Raw genomic sequence first — 25,902 nt, 5'->3', positions numbered from 1 at the left:
TATCAATCCAGATTCTTCAAGGCATCGTTTACTTCCTTGTCTTTGTCTCCGAGAGCAGCATCCCAATCTACAGCAGTAGAGTCATTGCCTGCTTCATCGATTTTTTTGGCAGATTTTAAACCCTTGTATTTTACGACCATAACTACAACAATTATTACAGCTATAAGTATAGCCGACAGACCTATAATAACTGCGTATTCGAGGAATTCAGCACCTTCCTCTCCTTCTTCTTCGTTAAAAAATCTTTTTGCGTAATCTTTCATTATAATCTCTCCTTTTGAAAATTATATGTTATAAAGGTTTCCCTATTTATTATAGCAGAAAATTTTGAAAATAAAAAATTTTTTACATCCCATTAAGTATTTGCATGATGACAGGTAAAAATAAAATTATCATCAGCGGTATCATTTTGAACACCACAACAGGTATCAGTATCAAGCTTGTAGTTTTAGCTGCTTGCTCTTTTGCACTGAGTAATGTCGATGATTTTATACTTCTGCTTTGTCTCTCTACAGATTCGGTTATATCCGAACCTTTTTGAAAAGCAGTAACGATGTCAAGAACAAAATCCGAAAAGCTGTCCACTTCGTATTTTTGTGCTATATCATACAAAGAATCCTGCCAGTTGCTTGTTCCAAGCTCTGTCACAACAAGTGCTCTTAAAAGCTCCTCCGATAAGATTCCATCAATACTTTCGGCTGTTATTTTAATGGCCGTTGCAACGGGTAGATTTATTTTTATTGCTGTCTGAAACAGATCCAAAAAACGCGGTATCTCGGATTCAAACTGAGCTTTCTTCTTTTGAGCACGGTCATTAATTGTAGCCGTTGGTGAGATAAACACCAATATCGTAATTACAGCTGTTGCTAATCCGATAAGCAAAGATATTAGAGGAGTATTGATAAGAAAAGCTATCAGGATTCCCAGAACAGCAATGGTCACAGCCAGTATTCTCGTAATTATCAGTTTATCGAGATTAGGCTCAACTCCGATAAGATTGCAGTTGAACATATACTTATCGGTCTGAATCCCCAGCTTATCTGCCAGTACTTCAGGTTCCTTCTTTATTATCTTGCTGCATAAGTGCTCTACGGTAAGTTTTTCTTTACTTATGAGCGCTACATTTTCTGTTGATAAAAACGTCGCTACAAGTAAAATAAGAAGAAAAACAGTTACGCCTGTAAAAAGAGCAATAGCAAACTCCATTTAATCTACCCCCTTTACTCGATTTAGGAATTTTCTGTCAATGTAGCTTCCGATCACCATTAAGATGATAGCAAGTACAAAGACCAAACGCCCTATAAGCGTTGAAAACAAAGGTCTAAAATACATTGGGGAAGAGTAATACAGAAATAATATAATAATAGCTGGAAGAATATCCATTCCTATTATTGTCATTTTAGTGCTTGCAAACAAGGTTTTTATTTCTTTGCGAAGCATCATTCTGGAGTTTATGTTATTTGTTATGATCTCTATTGATTCCGCTTCAGATCCGCCTACCAAACTTTGCATCTTGATCGCAGAAACAACATCTTTTACATCAGCGGTCGGTATCCTTTCCGCCATGTGTCCAAAAGCTTCTGATATTGAGAATCCAAGCTGAATATCCGAATTTATCTGTCTGAATTCTTTTTTTATCTCATAATGGATAAACGGACATTTACAGAGATCTTCCACAGCCTGCTGTAACGTCATTCCGGCTCTTAAAGAGCTGGATAATTGACGTAATGCTCTTGCGTATCTCTCTTCAAAATTTTTCTTATGCTTTTTTTCAGTATAGCTTACTATAAATTTCGGAATAAACAGACCGACAAAAAAGATAATGATCGAAAGCCACAACTCTTTACTCAAGAACCATGCCCCAACAGAACCGGTCAAAGGGAAAAATAACATCAAAATCAAATATGTTTTGATCGACATTGCACCGGGAATTGACGCTAGATACTGTTTTTTCTTTTCTATAAAAATATCAATAAAATCAGCATCTTTTTTATTTATGATATTTTTCTTTTCCCTAACATTTATTATAACTGCGAGAAATATCAGTATAACAGATAATCCGGCGAAAAAAATAGCGTAATACATTGTATCCTTCTTTCCTTTTACGATTTTTTGGGGTCGAATACTTTTTCATCAATCTCAGAACCATACGCTTTGAGTCTGGATAATAATGTTTTGGGAACGTATCCTGTTGCGGAGAAACCTCCGTTTGAGTCATAAGTAAAAATATCTTTGAGGTTTATCCTGTAATCTGAAGCACCCGAAACTTCTGTTATATGTGTTATGACTCTTTTTTTATTTCTGAATCCTATCTGAACGATAAGATCCAGTGCTTCTGCTACCTGAAGTGCTTGTGTTTCAGCGGTAAAGCTTGCATTAGCCATACTATAAAAAATCGGGATCCTCGAATTGACAAGATTGGCAGGACTATTAGCATGAGTCGTAGACATTGAACCTTCATGACCGGTACTCATGGCAGATATCATATCAACGATCGTCCCGTCACGTATCTCTCCGACAATTATCCTGTCAGGATTCATTCTCAAAGAGTTTTTTACCAAGGCTTTTATATCTATCTTCATCACTCTGTCTGTAGCCAGAGAATCTTTAGCTTCAAGTCTTCTTACATTCGGAGATTTGAGCTGAAGCTCACATGAATCTTCTATTGTAATTACCATTTCTTCTTCCGGGATAAAACCCGAAAGCATATTCAAAAGCGTAGTTTTTCCCGTATTTGTTCCGCCGGATACGATTATATTTGCCTTCCCTTTTACTGCAGCACAAAGAAAATCAAGCATTTCCTGATTTAATGTACCGAGCTTGAGATAATCTTCTCCGGTCAAAGCTTTATTAGAAAATTTTCTAATAGTTAAAGTTGCTCCATCCACGGATACGGGCGGTATCGTCGCATTTACACGAGAACCATCAGACAATCTCGCATCAACGATTGGTGTAGAGAGATTTATCTGTCTGCCTATTGGCTGAACTATACGCTGGATCACGTTTACAAGATGCAGTTCGGACTGGAATTTGACGTCGGTATTGATCTTCTCACCGTTCTTCTCGATAACGACATGATCATATCGCAAGACCATTATTTCGGTGATATCCGGATCTGACATAAATTCTTCAAGAGGACCCAGGCCTGATATATTCGCAGCAATGTTCTTTTCAAGCTTCAGCTTTTCCTCATATGAAACATCCAGTGCTTCAATTTTTTTATGAAGCTGATCTTTCAGTTCATTAACCGAATTATCAATACCTTTCAAAGTGATAGTGTCGAAGTTTTCGGAACTGATCTCTTTTATCAAGGCATTGGCTGTATCCTGCTGTTGTGAATCAAGAATAACGGATTCTGACTGTATTTTATCGGCCAAGCTCTGTTTTTCTTTTTCGGCTTTATTAATTATTTTTTCAATAAGGCTCATTTTGACTTCTCCTTATTTCCTCAAGAATGAAAAAATACCTTTTTTCTTCGGCTTGATCTCAAGATCTTCATCGATTATGGCTGATACTATCTCAGAAAGCTCCCTCGTAAACGGAGCACCCGAGTCAAGAGCCGCAGGGATACCCTTATTATTAGCAAGAGTTACACTTGTATTTCTTCTGATCCTTCCAATACACGGAAATTCCGGCACTGCCTCTTCTATATCCTTTACTGAAACGCCTGTTTCTTTTGCAGATATAATGTTATTTATAACCAGATAAACTTTTCCTTTATCAAAATCAGATATTTCATCCATGGTCTTAAGGAAACTGTCATTGCAATCTACAGTCGTAACGTCCTGAGTAGCTATAAGCAGAATTTTATCCGAAAGTTCGAGCGCCGTAAAAGACGAATCACGGGTATTGTTGCCTGTATCACAGATTATATAATCAAAATCGCCGTTTTCTTTTAGATTTCTCAGCATTACTTCAAAGCTTTTTTCGGGTATGCCCATGGAATCTTTATGTATAAGCGGAGCAATAAGACCATAGATCTCGGTTTCGTCATTACTCAAGGTTTTCTTAAAAGATTTCTTTTGCAGGAAACACTCGATCTCTTCCTTTGAATATTTTATTTCCTTTGGGTCTATACCTTCACCGATTTTTGCATCGATGTTAGCAAGCCAGTCGATCATTGTTACATCCTTACGCGAGAAATTCAGTGTAGTCCGAATGTTTCCAAAATCAATATTGAAATCTACGATACACACCCTGGTTTTGCGTCTGTCTGTAGTAGTACGTGCCAGAAGTACTGCCAGATTTGCGGCAATAGTTGTCTTGCCAACACCGCCTTTAGCAGCATAAGATGATACCACTTTACATTGATGGCGCTGGAGTTTGAGATCTTCAGCTACAAGTTTTTCAATATCATCCGTGCGATCATCTCTGTCTATAGCCGCATTTCGTATCATAGCATCAGCATCGTCTACAGGAGTTCCGCATATATGACAGAATCTAGTTTCCGGCAGTAATTTCATTCCGCAGTTCGAACAGAAAAAAGCTTTTTCAGCCGCATTTTCTGCTTTTGTTTCACTTCTTATTCCTCTTACTTCCTCTGCATCAGGCTTTATAGTTGTTTCTGCGTTTGTGTTTTCTACTGATAAAGCTGTTACAGGAGTTTCATTTTTGGTTTCATTTTTTATTTCAGCATCGTTCGGCTGCATTTTTTCAAGCGTTTGAAGCATTTCAAACGAATCATTGAAATAGCCGAGATCAACAATACCGCTATTAACAAAAATAGAATTATCGGAATTTTTCCTTTCAAGATATCCAAGGAGTTTCTGCTCAGCCGGTATCACAAAATCATCAGACATTATAACTCCGCTTACCACAGCTATCATGTCATAGTGATTCTTTGTAATATGCTCCTGGAATTCGCTGTAATCAGTATACAGGAAAATTTCTGCATCGAGTTCAAGTTCATCACTTATTTCGATTCTTGTTTTAATGTTTTGATAATAAGCTGCTCTGTTATCTACTATCAGTACTTTATTCAAATTAAATCCCTCCGTTAAAGATTTATTTAGATGATGTATCCTCAGGAAGATTATCCTCCGGGATCTGAACATCTTCGGTATAATCAGGATCATTATCATTTATAATAATGGATTCTTCCTTTTCTTCTTCCGTTACCACATAGCCCGAATGAGCATTTTCATCAAGTACAGGTGATACCAGTGAGAAGTAAAGTTTTTTGTTGTTTGCTGCATTTATAAGATCTAATGTATCATCCGGTGATGTTTCAAATGTCACCTTGGATACAGAGTTTTCATTATTTCTGGCAATTATTCTCATGTTTTCAAACAAGAGTTTTGTTCCACTTGCGTCGCTTGAATAAATGTTGACAACAGAACCGACTCTTAATTCGTCCGTAACAGCAGCTGTTCCGGATATAGGGATAGTAACAGCCATTCCGTTGCCGGACAGCGACCTTTCAATACTCGAACCGCTCGTCATAGCAAGATCTACGAGTGTCAGCGGCTGATTTTTCACAACATCGTTAAGCAGATACTCATTACGTTCTACGACCTTAGAGTAATTTTCACCGGTTATGTAGTAGCTTTCAAGACCTCCCTTTTGTCCTGTCTTGATTATCTGATCGTCAACCTTCATAGGCGAAAGCATACTCTTTTCGATCTTTGCGCCGGCTTTATAATCATCATTAAATACGTAAATAAAGCCTTTGGTTGAATTGCAGTACTTATAGATCAAAGTACCAGTAACTATTGCAGATATGACCGCCAAGATCAAAAGAATGGTAATTTTATGAGATTTTGACATTGTATATCTCTCCTTTTTTTATACTAATTATATTATAGCAGAAAATTTTTTATTTTGAAAAAAATAAATAGAAATATCCCGACGAACTTTAGTCGGGATATTTTTATATAGTATGATCCGATTAAACTGTAACCGAGATCTGAGAATGATCGAGTGCATCGTTCCTTGCATTGTTGCGAAGCATGATATCTATCTTTTTACGTGTCAGAACTTCATCTATCTCATCATTTGTAGGCGGATCAAAGTTAAGCGGAGCGATATTAACAAGAACGGGTTCGGCGTCCAAAAAGTCATAACCTCGTGATGTCTGGCAAATAAACCAACCTGTAGGTGATCTTGGGAACCACTTAACTATGTCACGATCTTCAAACTTCTCTTCACGCGCTATCGTTCTGATTACTACATTTATATCCTCTACTCTCTTAAGACGTCCCGCAAACACAAGACCTGCATTTGCCATGATCGAGGATGGCATGTCAGCTATTTTCTGTGTTATAGCAATTACAAACAGACCATAGCCGGCTGACTGGTCAAGTATTTCTTCAAACTCAGATTGTCCGCCGAGGCTCAACGATGAACCTCCCCCTGTACCTGCTGTATCATTACCTGTAAGGACTTTATTTGCCTCCTCTATGACCAGTATTGTTTCATACTGATCAGGAGCTTTATAGCCTCCTTCCTGAGCTTTACCATACTGATAGAATCCTGATGTTATTACACCGAATATGAAGTTGGAGAAAGTTGATTCCAGCCCCGAGGATTCAAGAACTGTGATATCATCGTCTCCTATCAGATCATCTATTCCCATTCCATCTTCTTCTCCGAAAAGTTTCGATTCTATCGAATATTCTCTTCCGAAGCATGACAGACGTTCAAGAATTCTTGAATAAGCGTCTCTTGTGTCGTTTCCGGCTCTGCCTTTAGGATTGCTAGAGTCATCAAGAGCGATCTTGCATGATTCCATATGCTTGTAGATCTTCTTGAAAGTCACCTTCTTGGAAAGTTCCGGCACTACATCCTTCCAATTAGGATCGTCCAAGGCATCAAAAACTCCTGCTTTTCTGTAAAGAGCAAAAATAGTTTCAGCCATGATTTGTTTACCTCTTTCAAGGAGCCCGTAAGCACGGCAGAAGATCTCGATAAGACCGTCTACCCATTTCTGCGGGAAAACACCGTATGGTATCTTACACGGATTAAAATGAATCGGATGGAAATTCGGATTGCCAAGGCTGTAGAAATTGAATCTTTCGGGCTCGACGAACCTTGCAAGTGATCTCCAATCAGATTTAGGATCCATACATACTATTCTAAAACGCTTTCCTGTTTGCTTTCTTCTCGCTCTTGATAGTTCGGCAATGAATCTCATTGCAGCTACGGTTTTACCGGATCTTGACTGACCTGTAAAATAACCGTGCATAAGCATAGATTCATCTATTCTATAATCAAACGGCGTTTTATACCCGTTGTTTATAGTCCATCTTTCAGCAGAAAGAATCGTACCCATGTATATCTCACCCTGCATCATCGAAGGTACGGCGAATTTAGGAACGTCATTTACATCGCTGTAAATACCGCCTTCCGAAGCTCTCGGTGGATGAGTATATGCTACAAGTTCACTTGGTAGCAAAACTGTAGTATATTTGTATTCAGATACTCCGTACACCGAAGTCCTTGTAATATCCGCCGAAAAAGCGCTAAAATGATAAAGCAGATGTCTCTGTTCTTCTGATTCAAGGTCAAGAACTTGAATAGGCATTCTAAGTGCCTGGTCGTTTTGCCAAGATGACTTGGCGAGAGCTTTTGCTGCTGCAAGTGCATCCTGTGACGTACACGCAATATAAACGTCAGTGTAAAATGCACCGTTACCTTTTAAAGCATTTTTTAGTCTTTCATTCTCATAATTGAGAATTTCCAGAATGTCTTTAACTTGCTGATCAAGCCACTGATAAGATTTACCATAGCTTATCGAAGGGCCGAGTCCCATAGATCCGCCGGTTGATGTCGCAAAAGCACCTGAAGTACCCATAGACTGACCTAAGCTTCTTCCATTGCTTTCCGAAATACTCTGTCCCTGTGAAACAGATTTACTGGATCCGGTGCTCATTGATGCACCCTGAGAAACATTCTGTGTGTATGACTGTGATGATGTTTCTCCGAGAGACATTCCTCTGCTTATACCCTGAGAATAACCCTGAGACTGTGAAATAGATCTTCCGAAGCTATCGGAGTTTGAAATACTATTTGTAACAGACTGAGATACGGAATCGGACGCAGATCTTGAATATCCCATACTTTCGGAAAAACCTTCCGACTGACCAAGACCCCACGATTCTCCGGAGCCGACAGACTGGCTTTGAGACGTTCCAACGGATTCCGATATAGATTGGCTGTCACCCTGACTAAAGGATGACCCTGAACCATAACTCTGAGAGAATCCCTGATTCTGACTCTGAGAAACGCCCATGCCAGCAGATTCACCGTATGAATAGCTCTGACCCCATCCGTTTGAAATGCCTTGAGTACTGGATAATGATTGACCTGTACCAATCGACTGGCTAAAGGATGTACCGTTTGTGATACCCTGTGACTGCGATGAATTAAAGCCATATGATTCATTTATCGAACCGCCATGACCGAAACTCAAGCCTTCGCTTGTGGACATTCCTTGAGATAAAGAACTGCTTGCACCCCAATTTTCGCCCTGGGAGAAAGAACCACCATTGCTGAAGCTATTGTTATGACCATAATTATTCGAATCACTTGTACCGTACCCCGTGCTGTGGCCCAAATTTTCAGAAGTGCTGGAAGAGTAGCCTGACGAAGATGAAAAATTCTGTCCGTCGCCGCCACTGCTGTTGACCGGACCGATTCCCAGCGAAACATTATTCGACACAGAATTGGATAAACCGCTGTTTTCCGATGAACCGGAACTAACAGAACTTCCTGATGATGTTCCTGAATTCATGGATGATCCATGCGACCATCCATCCGAGAATCCTTCCGAATTATTCCAACTGCTGCCTGAGTTTGCACTATGACCATAGCTCTGTCCTTCGGATGAAGTCAAAGAATTACCATGAGAAAAATTCTGACCTTCGTTCCAACTTTCACCATGACCGAAATTCATAGATCTGCCGCTTGAAATAGAGTTGGACATTGAGGATGACTGACCAAGGGATTGATTATATGATTGACTCTGGCTAAAGCCCTGTGATTGAGATATCGAGCTATTGATACTCGAACCGTGATTTAGCGAATGACTGGAATTCTGAGATATACTAGCACCATACCCCTCTGAAATTCCGGCACTTTGATTGATACTTTCCCCGATATTTACGGAATTTCCGTGAGAATAGCCATGATTTTGGCTCAATCCGAAACTGTTGGACACATTATTGCTTATACTGTGATTAAGACTGTTGGATGTATTATGACCAAAATTTTCTGAAACGCCCTGAGTAAGGCCCTGTGTATGCCCCTGAGAAAGCCCGAGACTTTCTCCGACACTGTGAGTCAGAGATTGACCGTGACTTACACTTTGAGATATGGATTCAGTGTTGGAAATGGTATTAGAAAACGAATGACCGGAAGACTGACCTATAGCCTGACCATAATTCATGCTCAAACCATTACTGAGGTTCTCACCATAGCCGGTATTAAAGGACTGTCCGGTACCGTGAGACAAAGTTGAGGAATCAGAATATGCTTGATTCCATCCCTTAGAATTTGATGTATTTGCCATATACATCATAGGGATACTAAGCGAAAAATTAAGACTTTTAGTACCCTGCAGCTGTTCATTCCATTCAGTCATGTTCATCTGGTTTGCCATGCTCCAGGCTGTCAAGGTATCCATCTTAACAGGAGTTGAAAGAATCTGAATTACATACTCATAATCAGACATACCGAGAATTATTTCCTCAAGTGTGCCTGTTCCGTCGGGATTCTGGGGTTTATTATCCATTGTCGTTTTTGAAACACTAACACCAAGAGAATTCGCCTTCGGGATACCTCTTACAGCAGTCAGGTATTCCATATTGAACATCTTTTGTCTCAGCCATTCGGTCTCCTGCTGTTCTATGTGAGACATATGAAGAACTTTATACGTTCCCTGCAGCGCTGCACCGAGAGATACATAATCTGTATCCGCTATCATTTTTGCTTCTTCGAGATCTTTTGAAACGCCCTGAACACCGTACAGGAAAAGCAGTCCTAACGGAGGATCCATGATATTTGCTATTATAGTTACAAAATTGATCTCATTTTCGTAAAGAGCTGCCAAAACCTGTGAGTGCATATCCATAAAGGTTTTTGATTCTTTTGAGGACTTAGGCAGTCTTTTAACTCTGTAAAATTTTAGTGCTTTATAAATAGTGTTTTTTTCACCGTTTCCGGGATTAATGACCTCTATCTTAAAACAGAGATATTTGATCGGTCGTTTGGGAACAGATTTGGATGAATTTTCATCGACTTCTACCCAAGAATCAATGATCCTGAAATCATCAGAAGGCATAGTTGAGATTTTAGGCTGTAATATTCTTTTGATATCAAATACTGTTAAAGCCATTCCCTATTCTCCTTTCTATGGTCTGATGCCACGAACTTGATTCAAAGCTTTGTTTTTGTCTGTTTTTTTAGTAAACCTATATATTCGCGTTGCTTCTCTTCCGAGAAAACCCGCCGGCACAAGGATCGTTGTCGCCCATAGTGCCGTTTGAAGGTATCCGGGCAATGCAGAACTCTGGTTTAACGATATCACTTGATTATAGGATGCCATGATCTGCTCAGTGGATACGTTCGATACTAACTTTATAGCCTCTCTCCATCCGAGGAGAGTTGTCTGATAAATACCGATAAAAGCAAGCGTTTCTTTTAAGATTTCTTTTCTCATCGATTTTAATACAAGAGCTCCGATCACACCCACTCCCCACATTGCGGCTGTCAATGGAGCGATAAGTCTTGTGCCGAATCCGGAAAAAACACTTATAGAAAACATCGACAAGAGCAGTATCAATACAGGATAACCAATGGCTTTTATATAAGCAGTTGCTTCCTGAGATGTCATGGGCTCTTTGTATACTTCTTTATTAACACCTTTCATATTTATCACTCCTTATTAAATCATTGGTCTCTGATCACGGGTAGACTTAACTACGACATCCTTGAGCGATAAAACAGCCGTTAGAACGGCAGCAATCAGAATAATGATAATAGAGATATTCTGAGAGAGTAAATATACAAGATGATTGAACGCGTTAACATTGAACGCTATAAATGAATGAATTATATCAGCCATAAAATCATTCTCCTTTCACATTTTAATTATATGAGAAAATTGCATCTGACAAAATTAATTATCGGGCATATCTACTTTCGTTTCCGTTATTGGTTCAATGTCATTGTCACCCCAATAAAACTGCCATTTTTCCTTTATGTCAAAATTATTAGCTTGAAAACTTTTTACTGTAGATAAAAAGATCTTGGCTTTAATTTTTCTTTTAGCAGCTTCTTTTTTCCATTTTGTAAGCTGTTTAGCTAAATTATTAGCGTGGTTACTATTGTTGGTCAGAAAATACATGTTTCGTGTAAAATGACACATTTTATTGCATTTTTCAGCAATTACATCATCGGGACGACTACATCTTTCATACTCAAAGTAGCATTTTTCGTCACCATTTTTGTAAACAGCAATTATATCAGGAATGTATGTTACATTTCTATTTTTGTTTTTATCAACTATAAACGGATCTCTTCGGCAATCCATGCTTACATGCGAGTAAAGATCACAGCTTTGCATACTTTGCGAGATAGCTTTAATACCATACCCATGATGGATATTATCATGTTCTGCCTGAAGTCTGTTTGCTTCGGAAATAACAGGCTTTTTGTTATGCATCATAGAATACAGTCGGTTTCCAAGTTCTGTCATTCTTATTATCTTGACATTTGCTTTTCCTACAAGAGGAATAGCTGTATTTTCCGAAATTATAACACCGGTTGCCTGTAATTCCCTTTCTGCTGTGTATATCATAGAACTTAAGCTATCTTTTGTTTTTGTCTTGTTTTTTTCATCCTTGTACAACTCCTGGATTATTTCCATATTTTCGGATAAACCCTTTTCGCCTATTATAGTGATGATGTCTTTTTGAACAGGAGACAGATCATTCAGAACTCTCCCGACATCCATTTCGGATGCAAATTTTTTTACAACGTTATTTTGACGCTTTTTTTCTCTTGCCAAAGCGATCTTTCCGTTGGAATCTTTGATCGGAACAGATTTTTCGGTTGGCATAAATGTATCCAGTTCTTCCATCGCATCAAGAATAAGGTCACTCACTCCGGATTCATTGTCGATGAGCTGAATATTAGCGTTATTGTTTTTTATCTTCTGCTTCTCCTCAAAATCAAGCCCTTCAATCGCCTCTTCGAGAGCTTTTTCCTTTGCCTTCGATTCCTTTTCTTCTGCGTAGTCAACGTTTTTCCCGCTGTTGTTTTTATAGAATTCCAGTTCGTCTATTAATCCATCGATAGTATGTTGTTTTTCTTCCGCAAGATCCAGCAACTGTTGTAGAGTTAATGATCTTTCCCGGTTGTATTTTTTATAGCTGTCGATTGATTGGATGATCAGATCTCTTATCTGACAAGCGTTCCATGAGCCACTGTTTGAACCGAGATTTATCTGCGATTTATCTTTTGCCAGAATTAGTATGCATAATTTTTTTATATTATCTTCTACGATTTTATGTTCTTCCGCTTCTATATTCCACTGCTGTTCCTTACTTATCAGTGTTTCCTGCAGGGACTGGCATCTAGCTACCAGAGTATTGTACTTATTAAGCAGATCATTATATGCCGACACTTAGACATCACCCATTTCTTTCTTTAAAAATTCTTCAGGAGACCACTCCTTCAGTTCAGAAATACTTACGCCCTTTACATGTTCACCAAGGCTTATCATATTAGCTGTAAGCTGATGGCAGTCATTATATGTTCTTGTTTTATCATTTATTGCATTCTGCATATGTTCCGCATTATTTTGCGAGATAGCTGCAGAAATTTCCTGTAAAAAAGATGCAATGTCCGTATCTACCCAACTGATCAAAAGTGAGTAAGCCTGAGAATACTGCTTTGAGGGAGTAACTGCTTTTAGTTGAACTATAAGCTTATTTACATCTTCAAGCACCGTTTCATACTCAGGCACAAGATCAAGTGCATCTTCTTCGCTTTGATCATAACGATAATTCAAAATAAGTATTTTTTCATAAATGTTTCGTGCTTCTATATAATAGCCCATAAGAGCTGAATATTCATTCTGATTTTGTATATCCTCTATGCTTAATATCTGCGCAGTAACATTTCCCTTTTCGTCGTAATCGTAGTTTGTTACCATTACGCCGTATATCAAGAAAAGCAGATACGCGCACATAAAACACATAAAGATTTTCGTAAAGTAAATTTTTCTATTGCTTTTTTTGATCGCTTTTTGCTCACGAATGTATTCATCCGCGGTCAACGCTTCCAGTTCTTCGTCATAAATAGAGTTATTATTTTTTTCTAATACTTCATTTTTATTTATAGGTTTTATTATTTGGCTTTGTGGTTCAGTTTTTTTTCTTTTTATTTTTTTTGTTTTTTTCTTCTTTGGTGTATCATCATTATCCAAATTAAGTCTTTCGTTAAGAAGATTAGCCATTTCAGCACATCCTTTCGTTATCCGGGGAAATCAGTATAGTCTTCGGTATATTCATCAGCAGGAAGATTACAGTTATGCAGATATTCCACGGAGTACGGATGTATCTCGGTAACAAGCTCATTTATAACGTGTTCGTTGCCGCATTTTTCACAGTATGTTTTCTTCTGGACCATCTTTGTAAAAATAGATCCGTCAATAAATACGGTTGAATTTACACTAAGAACTCTTGCTGCTTCTCTTGCTTTATCTCCATGAAGCTTTACCCAAGGATAATCCGTTCTGATATCCGGATCGCCTTCTATCAGTCGGAAACTACGATTAACAGCGATCTGAAAGTTAAGTGTAGCCGAAGTTCCGTTATCGTAAAGTTCGGTCATTTTACAAACAGTACCGATAACATGTATTATATTGGAGACTTCGTTGTGAGATTTAAGTATCTTAATGCCTTCCGCTTCGCAAAGCTGATCTCTCTCATCAGAAGACGAAAACGCCTGTGACATATCCATGGTTTTTTCCATAAAGATAGGAGTGATTAAAGTATACATACCAACAGGCTGATTTGTATAATCGCACTCAGGACAGATCCATGAACGGGTAACATTCATTGTTGTGAGCACCCCTTTTAAGGAGCAAATATCCCACTTTTTAAGATTTGTCATCATTTTAGCCACTTTGGGGTTTCCGGTAACGATTATAGGGTCAGAAAACTCGATCCTTCTGTTTTCATCAACAAAACGCCTTACGACTTTCATGACCAATCGGCCCTGAAAGATTTCCGAATTCGAATTCATCTTAAGCTGCGGATCATTCAAGATCTGACCTAAAAAAGAAATATAATTGGCCTTTGCCATGTTTCCACCTCATTTAAATACTGTCTATATCCGAGAGACAGCAGATTGTTATTACATCCTCGGTAATGTATCAAACTACGAAATTAAGCGATTGTATGGATGTGTAGATGTCTGAAAGTCTGGATGATAATTCGATCGCTCTATCACTTGTGATATCGTTATCGGATAACTCATCGGATACTTCCTGCAGTTTATCTATAGCATCCTGCCAGTATGTAAGAGCATCTTCTCTGGTTCTTGAGTAGCTGTCAGGGGGATAAACATAAGAGAGATCCACTTTGTCTTCTTTTAAAGTCTCGATTGAAGAATCAATGGCGCTTATTTCATCTTCATACGAGCAAGAACCATCAGCTACATTTTTTATCTTTGCCATATGGGTATTGAGCTGTCCTGTTGCTACGGAAATTTTGTTTGCTATGTACATTGAGTATTCAAGCGCCGACAAATTTGTTTGTGTATAATAACTCGAAGGCTCTTTTTGTATTGCTTCTTTGCCGGAACTCCCGCATGCACTCAGGCAAGCAGCTAAAGCCACAAGACTCATGATAAGTTTTTTCTTCATTAGTATCACCTCCTCAGTGTGTTATTTTTTCTACAAATATATTATAGCAGAAAATTGTCTAAATAAAAAAAATAGCGAAGCTAATTTTTTTAGCCTCGCTTTTTTGGGGAAATAATTATTCCATTATCTGAACTTTTTGGGTTTTTAGATTTTTATCCATCAGTATAGAGGACTTAACTATCAACCCTTTATCTGTTCTTCGTATCTGTGAGAAGGTCTCATCGTATACAAGAAGATTGTAGCCTATCCCGTTCGGTGACTCATAATTTTCTGTTATATAATCGATAAGTTTCTTCCCATCTATCGTATTTGCCAGCAACATAGCAGAAGTTTTAAGAACGAGAAGTATTGAATACTGTTTTTTTATCGGCTTTTTGCCAATGTTGTTCGCGTAGAATTTTAAGATCTTTTCTTCGTCTGCATCATCCTCCTCGCTGTTTGAGAAAGACTGTACAGTTTCCTCTTTTATGAATCCTGTAAGACATACGACCTCATTTTCTACAAGCTTTTCTCCAAAATTTTCATAAGCCTTTGTGAAAACCATCGCTTGGATCACTCCGGTACCGTCATCAAGATTAAAGCTGCAGAAATTTTCTCCTGTAGATTTTTTTGTCAGTAAACGAAAATCTGTTATTAATCCATATACTGTAATATCATTTCCGGGCTGAAGATCTTTGATCTTGACACTGTTTTCCAGTTTATAACTGTTGATCGGATGGTCACTGATAAAAGTTCCCAATATATTCCTCTCTGCGGTCAATCTTCCGATCTTATCTTCGTAGCCCTGTTCGCAAATAAGGTCTTGATACTTTGTTTTATATTCATCACAGTTCTTTTCAAGCTCTCTTAGCTTTTTCTTGTCCTTTTCAGAAGCATCTTCGTTCATCTTTTCTGTCAAAACATCAATTTTTGACTGAATACTTTCTATTTCGCTTTTTATATCTTTTAAGCTTTCAACATAACTGAACATTGATTTCCTTGTCTGTCCAAAACAATCAAAAGCTCCACCGAAAACAAGGTTTTTCAAGGTATCGATAGATAAATTAGTTCTTGAAATAAAATTTTTAAGTGACTTAAATTCTCCTTTCTTGCGTTCTTCGATTATTTTTTCGATATCTACGTCTCCGACACCTTTCATTCCGCTAAAGCCAAAAATGATAGAATCTTTTTCAGCTATGAACCCTACGTCTGATTTATTGATGTCCGGGATCTTAACAGTAAGTCCCATATCTCTGCTATTATAAATGTACATAGGCAGTTTGTCATATTTGGAATGTTCCATGACCGCAGCCATGTATTCGGTCGGATAGTGATATTTCAACCATGCTGTCTGATAAGCCACATAAGCATAAGCCGCTGCATGACTCTTATTGAATGCATAAGATGCAAAATCCATCATTTCGTCAAAGAGTATATTGGCATCAGCTTCATTTATTCCGTTAGCAATACAGCCTTTTATTCCTCTTTCGGGATCTCCGTGCAGAAAAGATTCTTTTTCTTTTGCAAGCTCTTTCAGTTTTTTCTTAGACATCGCCCTTCTAACAAGGTCAGCCTGTCCAAGAGAATAGCCTGCAAGTTTTTTGAAGATTTCCTGCACTTGCTCCTGATATACAGTTTTGCCGTATGTGCCGTTAAGAATAGGTTTAAGTTCCGGTATTGCGTATGATTCCGGTTTTCTGCCGTGTTTTACAGCAATGATATCTGAAAGATACTGCATCGGGCCGGGTCTGTAAGCAGCAACAAGCAATATGATGTCTTCAAAAGATGATGGTCTGAATTCCTTAAGCATCTGTTTCATTCCATCAGATGAAAACTGGAATACAGCATCAGTATTTCCTGTAGAGAATATTCCCTCAAAGACTTCATCTTCAAAATGAACATCCGTATTCATATTGATCTTGCGTCTTGTGTTACGATAAATTTTTCGTAAAGTCGCTGTAATAATATCTAAGTTTATGAGCCCGAGAAAGTCCATCTTCAATAATCCGACTTCTGCTTCTGCCTCTTCTTTAGTACACTGTACTGCCCAGGCACCGCCGGTACTCATCAGCGCTACCTGATCGGACACGTTACCCGTATCCGATATGATGACTGCCGCAGCATGTCTTCCATAGTTGACGGTTAATCCTTCGACACTTGATGCATCTTCGATTATTTGTCTTTCTATGCTTCCTGCAGAGTATTTGCTGAGCATAAAGCTTTTTATGTCGCCTTTGCTTTTATCTGCCACATCGATTAGATCTGTAAAATGTTTTGCTCCTTTGGGGACTAATTTAGAGATTGCACGAACTCTCTGAACGTCATCATGAGTTTTAGGGTTTACTCGTCCTGCAAGCAGGATAGCTGCTTTAATTCCGAGTGTTCCCTTTGTAGTAACTCCGCAAACGCCTTCAACTCCGTATTTTTCTCTCATATAATCAATACAGTCTTCTCTTACAAAATTAGCAAAGTCCGCATCGATATCCGGCATAGATACTCGTTCGGGGTTCAAATATCTTTCAAAGAAAAGATTGTACTTTAATGGATCAAGGTCGGTTATGCCGAGCAGATAACATACCAATGAACCTACAGCTGAGCCTCTGCCGGGTCCTATCGTATATCCTACACCTTCCGGGCAGTTGAATCCGAGTTTTCTTCCGAAATTGAGATAATCCTGAACTACCAGATGATAATGGTTATATCCCATTTTTCCGATTATTTCCAGCTCTGATTCCATTCTGTTGATATGTTCCTGATCCCATACTGTTCCGTCAGATGCTTTACCGCCTGGGTATCTTTTTTCTACACCTTCAAGAACAAGCTTTCTAATATAGGACGAGTCTGTTTCACCTTCGGGAAGATGATAAACAGGATAATGATGTTCTTTGGGAAGAACAACATTGCAATTGTCAGCTATAAGTCTGAGATTTTCAAATGCCTGTTCAACGTCCTTTTTAGTGAGTATCTGAGTCAACGCTTCAGTTAGTTCTTCATCAGATTTGATGAAAAGCTGACAAGATCTTTCATCCAATGTTTCTATGATTTTCTTGAAGGAGTCAGCTACAAGCATTTCTCTTCTTTTTGCGTCTGTTTTATAGGTATAGTGTGCATCGTTGGCAGGAACACATGGTATGTTCAATCCTTTAGCAATATTACAAAGTCTTGGAAATACATACTGTTCATCTTCAAATCCATGAAATTGAAGTTCTATAAAAAAATTGTTTTTACCGAATAATTCAGAATAGTACAAGGCTTCTTTTCTTGCATTTTCCAGTAAGGTTTTCTCATCAAGAAGCTTTGCTTCGTATTCCTTTACGATCGAGTCGTATTTTGTATAATTTGCAAAACTGTCCTTTAACGGCTTTATTTTCGATTTTATTTCATTTATGTGTTTTTTACATACTGCAAGCTCAGACTGAACAGTGATAAGTTCTTTAGCTGCAAGTTCTTTTCTTTCTATAAGATTGTCATAAGCTGCTTTTGCCTCGTCGTAGTCAGGTGTACCTTCCTTCTTTTTCATGTAATTTTCAGCTTTTTTAGTTGCCAGATTAGCTTCTTTCTTCAGTTCTTTTTGTTTTTCTTTCATTTCCTTATCTTTTGCGGAAGCATCCTCAAGCTTTTTTGAAAGTTCTATAAATATAGTAGAAGAGGGATTGTGATAATTCTTTCTTTTTTCTAATGCTTTATCTATGTTCTTCTGATACTTGTTGTTCTGTGTAAGCTCCGTCGCAATAACGCCCTGCACGCATGCTGATGTAGCTATTGTATGGTCATGCCCCATAGCTCCTTCTCCAAACCATTTTGTCAGGATAGCCTTATTCATAGTAGGTATGTCCTTTTTCATGGAAGGGATCGTCACCAGGCGCTGATTGCTTTCCGTAACTGCTTTTTCAATCGCTTTGTAGCCCTGCGCATCTTTAGCAAGAATAACAAGATGTCTTCTCGTTTCATCTTCATCTTCTTTTATATATGCTTCCACACCGGGGATACCCTTTATGTTTTCTTCTTCGCATGCATTCATAAACTCGAATATTCCTGTAAGCACACCATGATCCGTTAATGTTACAGCAGGTGCATCAAGCTCTTTAGCTCTCTGTACAAGTTCTTTCGGAGTCTGTGCTCCATCTTTAATTGAGTTGTCCGTATGGTTATGCAATAATAATGTTTTTATTTTTCCCATTTTAATACCTCCATTCATCAATACGGGATTCTATATATAATTATAGGTGAAAACTGACTACAACAAAAAAGACATTTTCAAATGAAGAAAATGTCTTTACTGATCATAATGAAGACAAGTCTATTAAACTTTGATTTTTGAGCACCGGGATCTTTATTCTCGACTCTTCTCCGCCTATATTTTTATATATAGTACGAAGTGTTTCAAACTCAATTTTTATAACATCATAAGAATCAGCTGCATAGGGCGAATTTTCCCAGATATCGAAAATTTTCTTCAATTTTTCATACTTCCTGAAAATTGCATTTTCTATTATTTTCAGGTATAGTTCATAATTTTGGGATGCTATCTTTTTTAATGGGTTTGTGAGGTATGTTTTTTCAGTGAAATAAAATAATACTTCATTTTCATACGTTACCGGGGTCGCATTAAGTTCTGATGCTAAATCAAATTCGTCAGGTTCGATCAATTCAGAAACCCCGTAAACAGCAAAATTCTTGATTCCTAAAAAATCTTGCTCTTTTTGAGAAATTATTCTTCTTAATACATCTTTTTCTCCGTTATTTGAAGTGTATTCCTTTCCTTCTTCTATGTAAGACGGTTCTATTTCTACGAAGTTGGATAAAAACTTTACCGCTTCCAGGAAGGAGCACCCTGTTGCTTGCTGCACGAGTGTAAGCGCATCACCTTTATTGCCGCAGCTTTTACATATAAAGTTTTTGTGATTTTTGGTTATGTAGCAATTGCCGATATGCCTGTCGTATTGACCGCCTCGGTGATTAGGACATCTTATTGCCCAGTGACTGCCCGACCTCTGCATATCGATATCCAGTTCTCTTGCGAGATCCACAAGATTGCAGGCATCTTTGATGTCTTCAAGATTTGTGATCAGTTTCATTTGCATTCCCTCCACTTCTCATAATAATCACTTACAATTATTATACGAGGAAATTTAATGAAATAAAAAGAAGGATCATTTTATGAAAACGATCCTTCAAATAGGTCATGAAAAATAATCTACATAGTCATCTGATGTTTCCGTACCAAAGAAATTAATCCTGGAACCCTTTTCTGAATCAAAGCCAAGTCCGGTAAAATCAAAATAAATAAGTTTTCCTATTTCATTATTTTCATCCACAATTTTTCTTGCCTTAAGTTTGATTTTTATCTTACCCGAATAATCTCCTGTCTCGGGGTCGGCTACAAGCAGATCTCCTTCGGGAGTATAACCATACACGATGCCTACACTTTCTCCTTCTTCAGGGTCAAACAAAGAGACGTATACGCACTTGTTACTTTCTATAAATTTCAATACAGAAGAAAGGTCAGCTGCTGTGTTTGTGTTTTTGGTCATTCTGTCCTTAAAATCATTTGTGTATTTTAAGACCTTAACATCTGTAATAATATTTTTGCTCTCAGAATCACTGAACAAAGGTGTTTTTTGGCATTTCAAGTACGTCTTCCCCTTTGCCGGCAAAACAAAAGCAAGTGTATTCCCAAAGAAAGCGTTTTTTAATTTGTAATTTGTACCGAATGCAGAAAATGTATACTTGTATTTCGGCTTATTATCCAGAATAACGATATAACTGTCTTTATTAATGTAATAAGCATCTTCAACTTTTCTGTATTTCATCTTTTCGAGTTTTTGTGCTTTTGTATTGTAGTTATACACGTATTTGTGCAAGGTCTCTGGGAACTGAGCCCATCCTTTAAAATTTCTGATATAATATCCGTTCTTATCTTTGATGACATAGCCATTTGCCTTATCCTCATAACTATCCGCCCATAATATCACTCCGTCGTCTTTATACGGATCACTTATAGTTTTACCCTCAGCTTTATCCTTCTTTTTAACCGCTTTTATAAGCGGATCAGCTTTTACCGGATCTGTATTAAGTGCAAGTTCAACTTTATCGCCAAAGCCGTCACCATCTGTATCGTCACTGAATATATCCGTTTTTGATAAAATTTCATAAGAATTAGTTATTCCATCTCCGTCGAAATCTTCATCAGGATAATTTACGGCAGCTTTTTCATTAAATTCAATGGCTTTAGGGTCTATAGGCAAAGAGTAATACTCTTCTTTTTCTGTACCTGTGATCCATGATGGAATATATACAGAAAGCAAAAATACTGCGACCGAGACAGAAGCAATAGACAGTCCTTTCTTGGTTCTTCTTGATACATTGAATTTTATGAAGCTATCAGATATTTTTTCAGCTTTATCTGCAGTGTATTTTGAACCTTTTTTGAGTTCGATTTTTGTGCGGTTGAATATTTTATCCTTATAATCCTCAAGTTCCCTTCTTCTAAGTGGATTAAAAAAAAGCATACTATCCCCTCCTGTTATAATTATATCAGAAAATTTAAAAAACAAAAAAAAGAGACCGAAGTGGTCTCTTTTAATGATAACTGATTTCTGCAAATTATATCCTGTCATATTTGGCGATCTTTTCATTTATAGAGGTGTTTCTAATAATGGGTTCAATATTATTGACAGCTCTGTACAACGCCTGTGGGTCAGCTATCAGTATCATTTTATTTTTTGCTCTTGTTACAGCAGTATAGAGCAAGTTACGCTGAAGCATTACATAGTCTGCATTACCGTATGCAGAAATTACCGTCATGTATTCAGAACCCTGGCTCTTGTGTACGGTGATCGCATACGCGATGGTAAGGTTTGTAGACTGGAGTTTATTGTAGGTCTTGCGTCCGCCTACATCCATCATTACGTCCATTGATGCATTATCGTTGTCTATGGCATATACTATACCGCAATCGCCGTTTGCAACTCCAAGTTCAGAATCATTTGAAGTCTGCATAACTCTGTCTCCGACTCTGAACTGACTGGGACCAAAGACTTGCTGCTTTAGTCTTAGTGGATTAACTTTATCGCGTATTATTTTATTAAGCGTATTTGTGCAGGTGTCTCCTCTTTGTCTCATAGGAACGATTATCTGCACTCTTTTATAATTACCTCCTGCATTTTTTAGTTCTTCGTAATACTTGGCTAAGACTAATTCCTGCCTTCTGATAGGATCTTTCTCTTTGATGATCTCAAATTCATCGTCTTCTTTGAATTTGCTTGAACCTCGATTGATCGACCTTGCATTCTCCGCAATTGAGCCTTTGAATCGGTGAGTAAAAGTAAGTTTTACCATAGGAACAAGCCCTGAGCTGACAAGATCTCTGAAAAAGTTTCCTGCTCCGATAGATGGAAGCTGATCGATATCTCCGACCAGCACAACGGTGTCTGTTTTCTTTATCAAGTAAAACAGCTTTGCGGCATTTTCTACATCTATCATCGATGTTTCATCAACTATAAACAGCCTGTTCGGTTTGTTATTTATCTCATCGCCAACGATAGCACCTTTACTGAAAGTGTATTTTGCTATCGTATAGGCTTCAAGTCCTGTACTTTCTGCGAGTTTTCTTGATGCTCTTCCTGTTGGAGCCAGAAGTATAACCCCGAATTTCATTGCAATCGCTGCTTTAGCAACTGCATTGATAATAGTAGTTTTTCCTGTGCCGGGGCCGCCGGTGATAATGCTGAAATGATTTCTTAAAGATGTTTTTACAGCTTCGACCTGAAGCGGCTCAAACTCAAAATCCGGATTTGTTTCTCTTGAAGTAATTAATTCGATTGTATCATCTACAATATCTTCTCTGTAAGCTCTGTTCCTGTATTTCTTCATAATGCTTATTTTTCTTGCAAGGTCATTTTCAGCGTCATACAGTTCTTTCAGATAGACACGAACGAAGTCGCCATCCTTTTCAAGAATGATCTTTTCCTCCTCGTAAAGACTTTTGATCTCCTTGATTATAACTTTATCAGGTACGTCGATGTTATCTATCAGGCTTCTTATATTATCACCAAGCTCATCAAGCATGATGAAGCAGTGCCCCTGATCATTGCTTATTGTATCAAGCGTGTGGATTATTGCTGCTTTTACTCTTCTTGGATCATTAAGAGCTATTCCGGAAGAAACAGCCAATTCATCAACTGTTTTGAATCCGAATCCTCTTATATCACATATCAGCTGATAAGGATTATCCTGAATGATCTTTTCGGCCTTATCACCATAAGTCTCGTGGATCTTTACGCATTTTTTCTGAGTGATCTGACCTTTAAAAAGATTCATTATGTGCATCATACCACACGTATTAATATATGAATCATGGATCTTTTTTGCCTTTGCTTTTCCGATCTTTGGTATCTCTGTCAATTTTTCAAAGTCATTACTGATTACGTCAATAGCATTATCCCCGAATTTTTCAATTATTGCTTCTGCTATTTTTTTCCCGCAGCCCTCGACGAATCCTGAAGTGAGATACTTAAATAGTGAGCTCTTGTCATTCAGCAGAAGATTAGAGGCAGTTACCTTGAACTGCATTCCGTATTTAGGATGATTGACCCAATCCCCATTGAATCCCATTTCGCACTCTTCTACAGGATTTGGTATATTCCCTACAAACATTATCTGATTTTTTGAAAGTGCAAATCCTGCATTTTTCAGTTCTTCTTTAGGGAGTCCGGAAACTAATATAGATGCCCAATCTCCTCTTACGGCAAAGATCTTGTCTATTTTTCCTTTTATAATCATTTTAATTTTTCTCCTTTTTATTGCAATTCGATACATCTTTCGATTACTATATCATGTAATCTTTCAACCAAGGTCGTATTTCTTTTTCCTACTTCGTTACGTTTAACAGCCATAGAAATTGAACCTTGCTGCTGGACTATGATTACTTTCTTCTTCGCTCTTGTTACCGCTGTATAGAGCAGATTTCTTTTAAGCATTCCCGAATTTGGCAACGCTATGATAGTTATTGGAAATTCAGAACCCTGACTCTTATGGATCGTCATTGCGTAAGCAAGTTTGACGTCATCCAGATTTGATTTACTGAGTCTTATTTCTGTATCCTGTATCTTTACAGTCATTTCTTCCTCTCCTATTTCGGTTATATAGCCTACATCACCATTATAATATCCTTTTTCGGGATTATTTTTTATCATGATGATCTTATCGTGGAGCTTAAATTTTCTGTTTCTTCCATAGATCAACTCCGGAACGATCCCCGGGTTTAGCTCTTTTTGAAGTCTGTTATTTATATCAGCAACTCCGCCGTCATTTTTATGTGATGGAGAAAGTATCTGGGCGTAAAAAAGATCATCTGGTTTATGATACTCCTTTATTATATCTACGATTTTGTCTGTTATGTTTTGAGTCTGATAAATTTCAAAGTCACTGTCCTGCCTTAAGCAGTCATGACCATTGTTTATCTCATTTGCGTTTTTTATTATATTGCTGTCCGCAGCCTGTCTGTATGTTTTTATCAGCTTTTCTACCGGGATGGTTTTACTTTTGATCATATCATTCAGTACGTCTCCGGCTCCTACAGACTGGAGCTGATGAATATCACCTACCATAATGACCAATGCTCCGGATTTTACCGCTGAGAAGAACAGCGAAGCAAGCGGACAGTCAAGCATACTTACTTCATCAACGATTATAAAATCCGCATCGATCGGATCATATTCATTTTTACATCTTATATCAGACTCTTTCCCTTCAAAAGGCTTGTATTCAAGGAGCCTGTGGATCGTTGTTGCAGGTCGTCCGGTAGATTCGGTCATTCTCTGTGCAGCTCGTCCTGTCGGAGCGCAAAGTCTGACCTTATTATCGGGATACATTTTTTCGTATGCATCGATTATCCCCTTCACCGTCGTTGTTTTTCCGGTTCCGGGTCCTCCAGTGAGGATACCGATTCCTGTCTTTCGCAGAAGTCTGAAAGCTCCTCTTTGCTCGGGAGCAAATTTGAATCCTGCAATAGATTCGGCGTAATTGGCATATTCTTCATTGTATTTGGTTTTTAATCCCGCGCTCTGCAATCGTATTATTTGTTCAGCTAAATTGTCTTCAGCTTTCTTCAAGTATTTCAGATAGATCTTTGAACCATCATCATCTTTAGCATAAACCACTTCATCAGAGTTTTTTAACGCCATGAGCACTCTGAATCTGTCACTGCCTGAGAATGTGTCAAAATTCAAAACTTTTAAAACATCCGGCAGGAGCTGTGGTTCTTTGATAAATATATTACCGGACATCATCTGCGTTTGAAGATAATTTTCAATATATGCTTTAATCCTTTTTTGATCCTTCATATCTTTTTGCTGTGAAGAAGCAATAGAATCACAGGATTTAAGGGGAAGCCCTATCTGTAATCCTATTTCATATGGTTCGTCCTTGATTTTTTCAATACCTTCTAGTCCGTAGTTGGAATAAAGCCTGTCCACATGAAGCATTTTAGCTCCATGAATAAAAAGAAATTTCATTATTTCTCTTTTTTCGGACTGATTCTTTATCTGATTTATGATCTGCTGGCTTTTTTCAGCTGTTACTCCGGAGATCATGGATAGTCTGACTGAAGCTCCCGGAAGTTTGATATCATTAAAAAAATCATCAAATTCTGCTATGATCTTTTTTGCTACGATATCATTTATTCCCTTTATGCTTTTCAAAAAATCCAGGGTTATCATATCATCCCAGTTTTTCTCAGTATAATCCATTACACTGAATGTCCATCCATGGTCATTTGATTCCCATGTTCCTGATAATTCCAGTGGGATCTCAGTATTGATCGTAGCTAACACACCTTTGCAGATCACAAATCCTCCTTTCATTTTATCTGCAATATTTGCCGACAGTTGAGGTCTTAGTCTGAATATAGTAAAGCCGCTTTCTATGTCTCTATAAATGTAATTTTGATATTTTCCCATTAATTTTTCGGTTATCATTTTTATGTACCTCCATTTATCAATAAGTATGCTAAAAATATTATAGTCGAAAATTATAGGAGATAAAAAGGA

Annotated in this window: 17 protein-coding genes; all 17 read right to left on the bottom strand. The window is 37.9% G+C overall.

Features of this window, described 5'->3' with window-relative positions:
* Window positions 1–2: 2 nt before the first annotated feature.
* A complete protein-coding gene (locus tag RUMAL_RS16790) occupies window positions 3–263 on the bottom strand; it encodes a hypothetical protein (protein WP_013483312.1) in 261 nt (86 codons plus the stop codon).
* An 82-nt stretch (window positions 264–345) separates the two neighbouring features.
* A complete protein-coding gene (locus RUMAL_RS16785; RefSeq protein ID WP_013483311.1) occupies window positions 346–1,206 on the bottom strand; it encodes a type II secretion system F family protein in 861 nt (286 codons plus the stop codon).
* On the bottom strand, window positions 1,207–2,085 hold the full coding sequence (locus RUMAL_RS16780; RefSeq protein WP_013483310.1) for a type II secretion system F family protein: 879 nt from the start codon (window positions 2,083–2,085) through the stop codon (window positions 1,207–1,209). It lies immediately after the preceding gene.
* Between the two features lie 17 nt (window positions 2,086–2,102).
* A complete protein-coding gene (locus tag RUMAL_RS16775; protein WP_013483309.1) occupies window positions 2,103–3,428 on the bottom strand; it encodes a TadA family conjugal transfer-associated ATPase in 1,326 nt (441 codons plus the stop codon).
* Window positions 3,429–3,440: 12 nt separating this feature from the next.
* Window positions 3,441–4,982, bottom strand: a complete 1,542-nt coding sequence (locus RUMAL_RS16770) for an AAA family ATPase (protein WP_013483308.1) — start codon at window positions 4,980–4,982, stop codon at window positions 3,441–3,443.
* A 22-nt stretch (window positions 4,983–5,004) separates the two neighbouring features.
* On the bottom strand, window positions 5,005–5,766 hold the full coding sequence (locus RUMAL_RS16765; protein WP_013483307.1) for a CpaB family protein: 762 nt from the start codon (window positions 5,764–5,766) through the stop codon (window positions 5,005–5,007).
* Between the two features lie 121 nt (window positions 5,767–5,887).
* Entirely contained in the window at window positions 5,888–10,333 is a 4,446-nt protein-coding gene (locus RUMAL_RS16760) for a serine-rich protein (protein ID WP_013483306.1), read from the bottom strand.
* Window positions 10,334–10,348: 15 nt separating this feature from the next.
* A complete protein-coding gene (locus RUMAL_RS16755; protein WP_013483305.1) occupies window positions 10,349–10,867 on the bottom strand; it encodes a hypothetical protein in 519 nt (172 codons plus the stop codon).
* A 249-nt stretch (window positions 10,868–11,116) separates the two neighbouring features.
* The gene (locus RUMAL_RS16745; RefSeq protein WP_013483303.1) at window positions 11,117–12,625 is read right to left on the bottom strand and encodes a hypothetical protein; all 1,509 of its coding nucleotides are present in this window, start codon (window positions 12,623–12,625) and stop codon (window positions 11,117–11,119) included.
* Window positions 12,626–13,459: a hypothetical protein gene (locus tag RUMAL_RS16740; protein WP_013483302.1), complete on the bottom strand. Its 834-nt coding sequence runs from the start codon at window positions 13,457–13,459 to the stop codon at window positions 12,626–12,628.
* Between the two features lie 17 nt (window positions 13,460–13,476).
* Window positions 13,477–14,211, bottom strand: a complete 735-nt coding sequence (locus RUMAL_RS16735) for a single-stranded DNA-binding protein (protein WP_157865498.1) — start codon at window positions 14,209–14,211, stop codon at window positions 13,477–13,479.
* Between the two features lie 169 nt (window positions 14,212–14,380).
* Window positions 14,381–14,872 carry a hypothetical protein gene (locus tag RUMAL_RS16730; RefSeq protein WP_013483300.1) on the bottom strand — a complete coding sequence of 164 codons (492 nt, stop codon included), beginning with the start codon at window positions 14,870–14,872 and terminating at the stop codon, window positions 14,381–14,383.
* 115 nt (window positions 14,873–14,987) lie between these two features.
* Complete coding sequence (dnaE, locus tag RUMAL_RS20965; RefSeq protein WP_013483299.1) at window positions 14,988–19,031, bottom strand: DNA polymerase III subunit alpha; 4,044 nt, start codon at window positions 19,029–19,031, stop codon at window positions 14,988–14,990.
* Window positions 19,032–19,134: 103 nt separating this feature from the next.
* A complete protein-coding gene (locus RUMAL_RS16720; RefSeq protein WP_013483298.1) occupies window positions 19,135–19,929 on the bottom strand; it encodes a CHC2 zinc finger domain-containing protein in 795 nt (264 codons plus the stop codon).
* 105 nt (window positions 19,930–20,034) lie between these two features.
* Window positions 20,035–21,363, bottom strand: coding sequence for a hypothetical protein (locus RUMAL_RS16715; protein ID WP_013483297.1), 1,329 nt, complete (start codon window positions 21,361–21,363; stop codon window positions 20,035–20,037).
* 94 nt (window positions 21,364–21,457) lie between these two features.
* Entirely contained in the window at window positions 21,458–23,635 is a 2,178-nt protein-coding gene (gene recD2, locus RUMAL_RS16710) for an SF1B family DNA helicase RecD2 (RefSeq protein WP_013483296.1), read from the bottom strand.
* Window positions 23,636–23,652: 17 nt separating this feature from the next.
* Entirely contained in the window at window positions 23,653–25,830 is a 2,178-nt protein-coding gene (gene recD2, locus RUMAL_RS16705; RefSeq protein WP_013483295.1) for an SF1B family DNA helicase RecD2, read from the bottom strand.
* Between the last annotated feature and the right edge of the window lie 72 nt (window positions 25,831–25,902).

Origin of the sequence: Ruminococcus albus 7 = DSM 20455, assembly GCF_000179635.2 — a bacterium.
GTDB classification, from domain to species: domain Bacteria; phylum Bacillota; class Clostridia; order Oscillospirales; family Ruminococcaceae; genus Hominimerdicola; species Hominimerdicola alba.
This window is presented reverse-complemented; position numbering and strand designations above follow the sequence as displayed.

What these genes read in the sequence shown, in the direction of transcription:
- RUMAL_RS16790 (WP_013483312.1), bottom strand. Translation starts at nt 263, where the DNA reads ATGAAAGATTACGCAAAAAGATTTTTTAACGAAGAAGAAGGAGAGGAA.
- RUMAL_RS16785 (WP_013483311.1), bottom strand. Translation starts at nt 1,206, where the DNA reads ATGGAGTTTGCTATTGCTCTTTTTACAGGCGTAACTGTTTTTCTTCTT.
- RUMAL_RS16780 (WP_013483310.1), bottom strand. Translation starts at nt 2,085, where the DNA reads ATGTATTACGCTATTTTTTTCGCCGGATTATCTGTTATACTGATATTT.
- RUMAL_RS16775 (WP_013483309.1), bottom strand. Translation starts at nt 3,428, where the DNA reads ATGAGCCTTATTGAAAAAATAATTAATAAAGCCGAAAAAGAAAAACAG.
- RUMAL_RS16765 (WP_013483307.1), bottom strand. Translation starts at nt 5,766, where the DNA reads ATGTCAAAATCTCATAAAATTACCATTCTTTTGATCTTGGCGGTCATA.
- RUMAL_RS16760 (WP_013483306.1), bottom strand. Translation starts at nt 10,333, where the DNA reads ATGGCTTTAACAGTATTTGATATCAAAAGAATATTACAGCCTAAAATC.
- RUMAL_RS16755 (WP_013483305.1), bottom strand. Translation starts at nt 10,867, where the DNA reads ATGAAAGGTGTTAATAAAGAAGTATACAAAGAGCCCATGACATCTCAG.
- RUMAL_RS16740 (WP_013483302.1), bottom strand. Translation starts at nt 13,459, where the DNA reads ATGGCTAATCTTCTTAACGAAAGACTTAATTTGGATAATGATGATACA.
- RUMAL_RS16735 (WP_157865498.1), bottom strand. Translation starts at nt 14,211, where the DNA reads ATGAAAGTCGTAAGGCGTTTTGTTGATGAAAACAGAAGGATCGAGTTT.
- RUMAL_RS16730 (WP_013483300.1), bottom strand. Translation starts at nt 14,872, where the DNA reads ATGAAGAAAAAACTTATCATGAGTCTTGTGGCTTTAGCTGCTTGCCTG.
- dnaE (WP_013483299.1), bottom strand. Translation starts at nt 19,031, where the DNA reads ATGGGAAAAATAAAAACATTATTATTGCATAACCATACGGACAACTCA.
- RUMAL_RS16720 (WP_013483298.1), bottom strand. Translation starts at nt 19,929, where the DNA reads ATGAAACTGATCACAAATCTTGAAGACATCAAAGATGCCTGCAATCTT.
- RUMAL_RS16715 (WP_013483297.1), bottom strand. Translation starts at nt 21,363, where the DNA reads ATGCTTTTTTTTAATCCACTTAGAAGAAGGGAACTTGAGGATTATAAG.
- recD2 (WP_013483296.1), bottom strand. Translation starts at nt 23,635, where the DNA reads ATGATTATAAAAGGAAAAATAGACAAGATCTTTGCCGTAAGAGGAGAT.
- recD2 (WP_013483295.1), bottom strand. Translation starts at nt 25,830, where the DNA reads ATGATAACCGAAAAATTAATGGGAAAATATCAAAATTACATTTATAGA.